The sequence below is a fragment of the Xanthobacter autotrophicus genome (genome assembly GCF_030015065.1).
Taxonomy (GTDB): domain Bacteria; phylum Pseudomonadota; class Alphaproteobacteria; order Rhizobiales; family Xanthobacteraceae; genus Xanthobacter; species Xanthobacter autotrophicus_D.
The window spans coordinates 1-6,337 of the sequence record NZ_JAIVFN010000175.1; the positions used below are offsets into that span (position 1 = coordinate 1).

6 protein-coding genes are annotated in these 6,337 nt (G+C 69.6%); 2 read left to right on the forward strand and 4 right to left on the reverse strand.

What is annotated here, in order from left to right; genetic code table 11:
* A partial coding sequence (locus tag K9U40_RS21445) for an alcohol dehydrogenase catalytic domain-containing protein (RefSeq protein ID WP_282892146.1) occupies window positions 1-205 on the reverse strand: 205 nt, incomplete at its 3' end.
* A gap of 182 nt (window positions 206-387) precedes the next feature.
* Complete coding sequence (mbfA, locus tag K9U40_RS21450; protein ID WP_282892147.1) at window positions 388-1,365, reverse strand: iron exporter MbfA; 978 nt, start codon at window positions 1,363-1,365, stop codon at window positions 388-390.
* 94 nt (window positions 1,366-1,459) lie between these two features.
* Here mbfA and K9U40_RS21455 point away from each other — a divergent pair, with 94 nt between their 5' ends.
* Window positions 1,460-3,337, forward strand: coding sequence for a heavy metal translocating P-type ATPase (locus K9U40_RS21455; protein ID WP_282892148.1), 1,878 nt, complete (start codon window positions 1,460-1,462; stop codon window positions 3,335-3,337).
* A gap of 168 nt (window positions 3,338-3,505) precedes the next feature.
* On the opposite strand, the gene K9U40_RS21460 is transcribed toward K9U40_RS21455, so the two are convergent.
* Window positions 3,506-4,735 carry an argininosuccinate synthase gene (locus K9U40_RS21460; RefSeq protein ID WP_282892149.1) on the reverse strand — a complete coding sequence of 410 codons (1,230 nt, stop codon included), beginning with the start codon at window positions 4,733-4,735 and terminating at the stop codon, window positions 3,506-3,508.
* 44 nt (window positions 4,736-4,779) lie between these two features.
* On the reverse strand, window positions 4,780-5,487 hold the full coding sequence (locus K9U40_RS21465; protein WP_432715930.1) for a phosphatase PAP2 family protein: 708 nt from the start codon (window positions 5,485-5,487) through the stop codon (window positions 4,780-4,782).
* A gap of 177 nt (window positions 5,488-5,664) precedes the next feature.
* On the opposite strand from K9U40_RS21465, the gene K9U40_RS21470 reads away from it, so the two are divergent.
* Window positions 5,665-6,279 (forward strand): 2-hydroxychromene-2-carboxylate isomerase, encoded by a 615-nt coding sequence (locus K9U40_RS21470; RefSeq protein WP_282892150.1) that lies wholly within the window; start codon window positions 5,665-5,667, stop codon window positions 6,277-6,279.
* The last annotated feature ends 58 nt before the right edge of the window (window positions 6,280-6,337 follow it).

Genomic DNA, 6,337 nt, shown 5'->3' on the forward strand with positions numbered 1-6,337 from the left:
GCGCGGCCACCCGCCCGACGATCTCGTGGCCGGGAACGATGGGCAGCACGGTCTGGGGCAGTTCGCCGTCCACCACGTGAAGGTCGGTGCGGCAGACGCCGCAGGCGGCAACCGCGACCACCACCTCGCCCGGCCCCGCGACCGGGTCGGGCCGTTCCTCCGCGACCAGCTTCTCCCCGCTCCGCTTCAGGACCATGGCGAGCATGCGGACCTCCCCCCAATACGAAGGAAGGTTCGCACCCTTGCGCCGGCCGCGCCAATGATCTTGAGCAAGTGGCGTCGTCGCCCCCTCTCCCGCTTGCGGGGGAGGGCTTCCATCGTGTCCGGTCGAAGCCGCGCACTTTCGAACCGAGGCACCGCCCAACGGTGCAGGCCGCGCCGTCGCCGTCAGCTGCCGCCGATGAAGATGCCCGCCGCCAGCACCAGCGCGCCGCCCAGCACCACCTGCATCACCGAGCGCCAGAACGGCGTTTCCATGTAGTGGTTCTGGATGAAGGCGATGGCCCACAATTCCACGAACACCACGGCGATGGCGATGGCGGTCGCGGTCCAGAACTGGGGGATGAGGTAGGGCAAAGCGTGGCCGAGGCCGCCCACCGCCGTCATGACGCCGGAGGCGATGCCGCGCTTGATGGGCGAGCCGCGGCCGGAGATGACGCCATCGTCGTGCACCGCCTCGGTGAAGCCCATGGAGATGCCGGCGCCCACCGCCGCCGCGAGGCCCACGAGCAAGGTGGTGTGGGAGTTTTCCGTGGCGAAGGCGGTGGCGAAGATCGGGGCGAGGGTGGAGACCGAGCCATCCATCAGGCCGGCAAGGCCCGGCTGCACCCAGGTGAGAACGAACTGGCGCCGGGCCTTCTCGTTCTCTTCCGTGCGCTTGTCCACGGGCAGGTAACGGTCCGCCAGGGAGCCCGCGATCTCCTCGTGCTGCAGTTCGGTCCGGTAGAGGCTTTCCAGCAGTGCGCGGGTGCCGGGATCGGACGCCTTCTTCTGGGCCTGGAGATAGAAATTGGCGGATTCGTCCTCCATCCGCCCGACTTCCGCGCGGATGCGCTCAATGCCGAGATTGGCGACAACCCAGACCGGGCGGCGATGGTAATAGCCGGCGATGCTCTCACGCCGGATCAGCGGCACATGGGGGCCGAAGCGGCGCTCATATTCGCGGGTGAGGCTGGTTGCATGGCCACGCTCCTGCGCTGCCATGGCCTCGAACACCTTGGCGGTGTCCGGGTAATCCTTCCGCAGGGTCTCGGCATAGTCGGAATAGGTGTAGGCGTCGTCCTCCTCGGACGAAATGGCGAGGGCGAGAACTTCCTGCTCGGACAGATCGGCGAAGCGACGGCGGCCGGGGAAAAAGCGCGACATCCCGGATGACTCCAAATTAGAATATTTCTAACATTATTTTAGCGATGGTCCGCAAAGGCAATGCGACCGCATGGCCACGGGCGAGGAGACACGGATGCCCGGGGCAGTACCGACAGTGATGGGCGTCGGCCTGGCACGCAACCGCTACCTCCTGCTGACGGCCGCCGTGTTGCCGCTGCTGACCGGCCTCGCTTTGCTGGCGGCGGGGCAGGAGCGGGGGGCCTTCCTCGCCTTCGTGGCGGGTACCGTGCCGGTGCTCGCCGTGCTCGTCCTCGACATTGCGCTGGCTCTGGGGGAAGGCCGGTTCGGTCTCGATTTGCTGGCGGCACTCTCCATGGCGACGGCGCTGGCCTTCGGCGAGCCGCTGGCGGGCAATGTGGTCGCCCTCATGTATGCGGGCGGCCAGCAGCTGGAGCGCTTCGCCGAAGGGCGCGCCCGGCGGGAGATGACCGCGCTCGTCGCCCGTGCGCCCCGCTCCGCCCTGCGGCGGGAGGGCGAGAGCCTTTCCGAGGTGCCCATCAATGTGCTGAAGCGTGGCGACGTGGTCTTCGTGCGGCATGCAGACACGATTCCCGCCGACGGCTGCATCGTCGGCGGGGCGGCCGTGCTCGATCAGTCGTCCCTCACCGGCGAGGCGCAGCCGGTGCGGCTCGATGCGGGGGAGGAGGCGCCGTCCGGCGCCGTCAATGTGGGCGGCGCCTTTGATATCAGGGTGCTCCGGCCGGCGGCCGAAAGCACCTACGCGGCCATCGTGCGCCTGGTGGAGGCCGCCGCCGCCAGCCGTGCGCCCATGGCGCGCCTGGCCGATCGCTATGCCCTCGCCTTCCTCGTCGTCTCGCTGGCGCTGGCGCTCGGGGCGGCCTTCCTCTCCGGCGATCCGCGGCGGGCCCTCGCGGTGCTGGTGGTGGCGACCCCGTGCCCGCTCATCCTCGCGGTGCCGGTGGCGCTCATGGCCGGCCTGTCGCGGGCAGCCAAGCGCGGCGTGCTGGTCAAGAGCGGCGGGGCGCTGGAGAAGCTGGCCGCCGTCCGCGCCCTCGTCATCGACAAGACCGGGACCCTCACCCACGGCCGGGCCGAGCTGCAGGAGATCCGCGCGGCGCCCGGCTGCGACGCCGACGAGGTGCTGCGCGTCGCCGCCGCCCTCGATCAGGCTTCGGCCCATGTGGTGGCGGCGGCTCTGGTGAAGGCGGCCAAGGCGCGCGGTCTGGTCCTCGCGCCGCCGGAGCGTGCTGTCGAGGACGACGGCATCGGCATCTCCGGGCGGGTGGAGGGGCGGGACGTGGTCGTCGGGGGCTGCGGCTTCGTCGCGGCGCGCACGCAGGGTGATCCGGCGGCCTTGCGCAACGGCCTGAGCGCGATGAGCGCCGTGGTGGCGGTGGGACTGGACGGACGGCTTGCCGGCCTGCTGCTGCTGGCCGACCGGGTCCGCGACGATGCGGCGGCCATGCTCGGCGCGCTCAGGGCCGGCGGGGTGGAGCATATCGCCCTCGCCTCGGGGGACCGGATGGAGGCCGTGGAGGCGCTGGGCCGGCGCCTTGGCCTCGACAGCTGGGCGGGCGACCTTCAGCCGGAGGGCAAGGTGGCTCAGGTGGTGGAAGCCCATGCCCGGCTGGCCCGCGGCACCGTGATGATGGTGGGCGACGGGGTGAATGACGCTCCGGCGCTGGCGGCCGCCGACGTGGGCGTGGCGCTGGGCGCGCGCGGCGCCGCCGCATCCGCCGAGGTGGCAGACGTGGTGCTGCTGGTGGACCGGCTGGACCGCCTTGCCGAGGCCATGGCCATTGCCCGGCGGGCGCTGGCCATCGCGCGGCAGAGCGTCTTCATCGGCATCGGCCTGTCGCTGATGGGCATGGTGGCAGCCGCCTTCGGCCTTCTGGAGCCGGTGGCCGGCGCGCTGCTGCAGGAGGCCATCGACGTGGCCGTGATCCTCAACGCCCTCAGGGTGCTGATCCCCGGACCGGGGGAGGGGTGAGCGGCAGCGCGGGAGGGGAAGGAATCCCCCGCGTTATTTCTTCGCGAGGTCATGCCCGGGCTTGTCCCGGCCATGACGGCCCGACAGGTGTCGGGTCCGGCGCAAAAAGGCCGGTCGCCCTCCCGGAGCGACCGGCCTTGCATGTGTCCCCTGCTGCGGAAGCTCAGATCACTCCGAGATCTTGCGCGCCCGGCTGCCGAGGGTGCGCAGGCGCAGGGCGTTGAGCTTGATGAAGCCCGCCGCGTCGCGGTGGTCGTAGGCGACCGCGCCTTCCTCGAAGGTGACCAGTTCCTGGTTGTAGAGCGAATAGGGGCTCTTGCGGCCGATGACGGTGGCGTTGCCCTTGTAGAGCTTCACGGTCACCTCGCCGGTCACATAGGCCTGGGAGTGGTCGATGGCGGCCTGCAGCATCTCCCGCTCGGGCGAGAACCAGAAGCCGTTGTAGATCAGCTCCGCGTAGCGGGGCATCAGCTCGTCCTTGAGGTGCGCCGCGCCGCGATCCAGCGTGATGCTCTCGATGCCGCGATGGGCGGCGAGCAGGATGGTGCCGCCGGGGGTCTCGTAGACGCCGCGGGACTTCATGCCCACGAAGCGGTTCTCCACCAGATCGAGGCGGCCGATGCCGTTGGCCTTGCCCAGCTCGTTGAGGCGGGTGAGCAGGCTGGCGGGGGACAGGGCCTCGCCGTTGATGGCCACCGCGTCGCCCTTGTCGAAGGCGATGGTGATGAGGGTGTGCTCGTCCGGGGCTTCCTCGGGGGAGATGGTGCGCTGGAAGACATAGTCCGGCGCGTCCTCCGCCGGGTCTTCCAGCACCTTGCCCTCGGAGGAGGAGTGCAGCAGGTTCGCGTCCACCGAGAACGGGGCCTCGCCGCGCTTGTCCTTGGCGATGGGGATCTGGTGGGCTTCCGCGAACTCCAGCAGCCGGGTGCGGGAAGTCAGGTCCCATTCGCGCCAGGGAGCGATGACGGTGATGTCCGGCTCGAGCGCGTAATAGCCGAGCTCGAAGCGCACCTGGTCGTTGCCCTTGCCGGTGGCGCCGTGGGAGACGGCGTCGGCGCCCATCTTGCGGGCGATCTCGATCTGCTTCTTCGCGATCAAGGGCCGGGCGATGGAGGTGCCCAGGAGGTACAGGCCCTCATAGACCGCGTTGGCGCGGAACATGGGGAAGACGTAGTCGGCGACGAATTCCTCGCGCACGTCCTCGATGAAGATGTTCTCGGGCTTGATGCCCAGAAGCTCGGCCTTCTTGCGCGCGGGCTCCAGCTCCTCGCCCTGCCCGAGATCGGCGGTGAAGGTGATCACCTCGCAATTGTAGGTGGTCTGGAGCCATTTCAGGATCACGGAGGTGTCGAGGCCACCGGAATAGGCCAGCACCACCTTCTTCACGTCACGCGCCATCAGGTCTCTCGGGAGTTTTGTAGGGATAGGAAGGGCGGCGCGGACTATAGGCCCGTGCGACGCGGAGGCAAGGCCCGGCGCCAGACCCGGCGCCATGCGCGCACGAGGAGGGACCTGAGCTTCAGCCCGGTCCGGCCGATGGCCAGCTCCACCGCGGCGTCGCTCGGGGCACGCCTGCGGTCGTAGAGGACATAGCGCGTCAGCACCACGAGGACGATCACCAGCACGCCGGAAAACACCACATCGGTGAAGAAATGGCCGCCGAAGGCGATGCGCAGGCCCCCCGCCACGCTGGCGAAGGCGACCGCCGCCACCATGGCCACCGCTCCCGCCGGGCCGGGCACGAGGCTGGCGGGGGCCGTCATCCAGAAGCCGAGCGCGCCCTCGCCCGAGACGAAGGAGCAATTGCCGGGGCAGGTCCCGTCCGTCTCGTACCAGGACTTGAAGGCATCCCGGCCGCCGAACGTGTCCACGTGCACCGGCCGCGGCCGCCCCCATTCCTGCTTCAGGATGCCGTTGACCAGCAGGCCCGGCCCCATCGCCATGGTGAAGGCGAGGAGCACCGCGGCCCGCGCCGGCATGAACATCTTCCGGCGCGGGAAGAGGAGCTTCAGCACGATGGCGGCGAAGGCGGGGGCGGCGATGGCCCAGGGGATCCAGTTGGCGAGGTTGCGCACGGTCTGCGCCCAGGGCGCGCCGGCGAGGATGAAATGGCGCCCGGAGGCATCCCAGAACAGGCCGGCGATGGCCATGTCCCAGTCCGGAAAGACGGTGAACAGGATCGCCACCGCGGCGCCGATCACCAGCGCGAAGAACAGCACCCACTTCAAGGCGTCACCCGACCTCCGGCCCGACTTTGACTCAACCGCTTGCGAAAGGGCGCCACCCCGCCGCAGATTGACGCAGCGATGTACAGGCAGGACGCGCCCATGGCCAGCGGCACCCTCGACTTCTATTACGAGTTCGCCTCGCCCTACTCCTACCTCGCCGCTACCCGGATTACGGCGCTGGCCGAGCTGGCGGATGTGCAGGTGGCCTGGAAGCCCTTCTTGCTCGGCCCCATCTTCGCGGGCCAGGGTTATACCACTTCGCCCTTCAACACCTACCCGCTCAAGGGCGCCCATATGTGGCGGGATCTGGACCGCCTCGCTGTGCAGGCGCGCCTGCCGCCGGTGACGAAGCCGGACCCCTTTCCGGCCAACGGGCTTCTGGCCGCGCGTCTCGCCGTCTATCTCAACGACGCATGCCGACCTTCCTTCACCCGCGCCGTGTTCTACGCCGAGTTCGCCCAGGGCCGCGACATTTCGGACCGCGAGACCCTGCGCCAGATTCTCGCGGGCCTCGGCCATTTCTACGGCGACGTCATCGCGGAGGCGGAACAACAGGAGAACAAGGACCGCCTGCGGCACCAGACCGAGGAGGCGAAGCAGCGCGGCATCTTCGGCGCCCCGAGCTTCGTAACCGCGGACGGGGATCTGTTCTGGGGCAACGACCGGCTGGAGATGGCCCTGGACCACGCCAGGAGCCTTGCCCGGGCGGCATGAGGGGGCGGAAAAGGGGGTTTTGGCACGCTTCCCGGTTCTCGCCGCCATGCCCCCACCC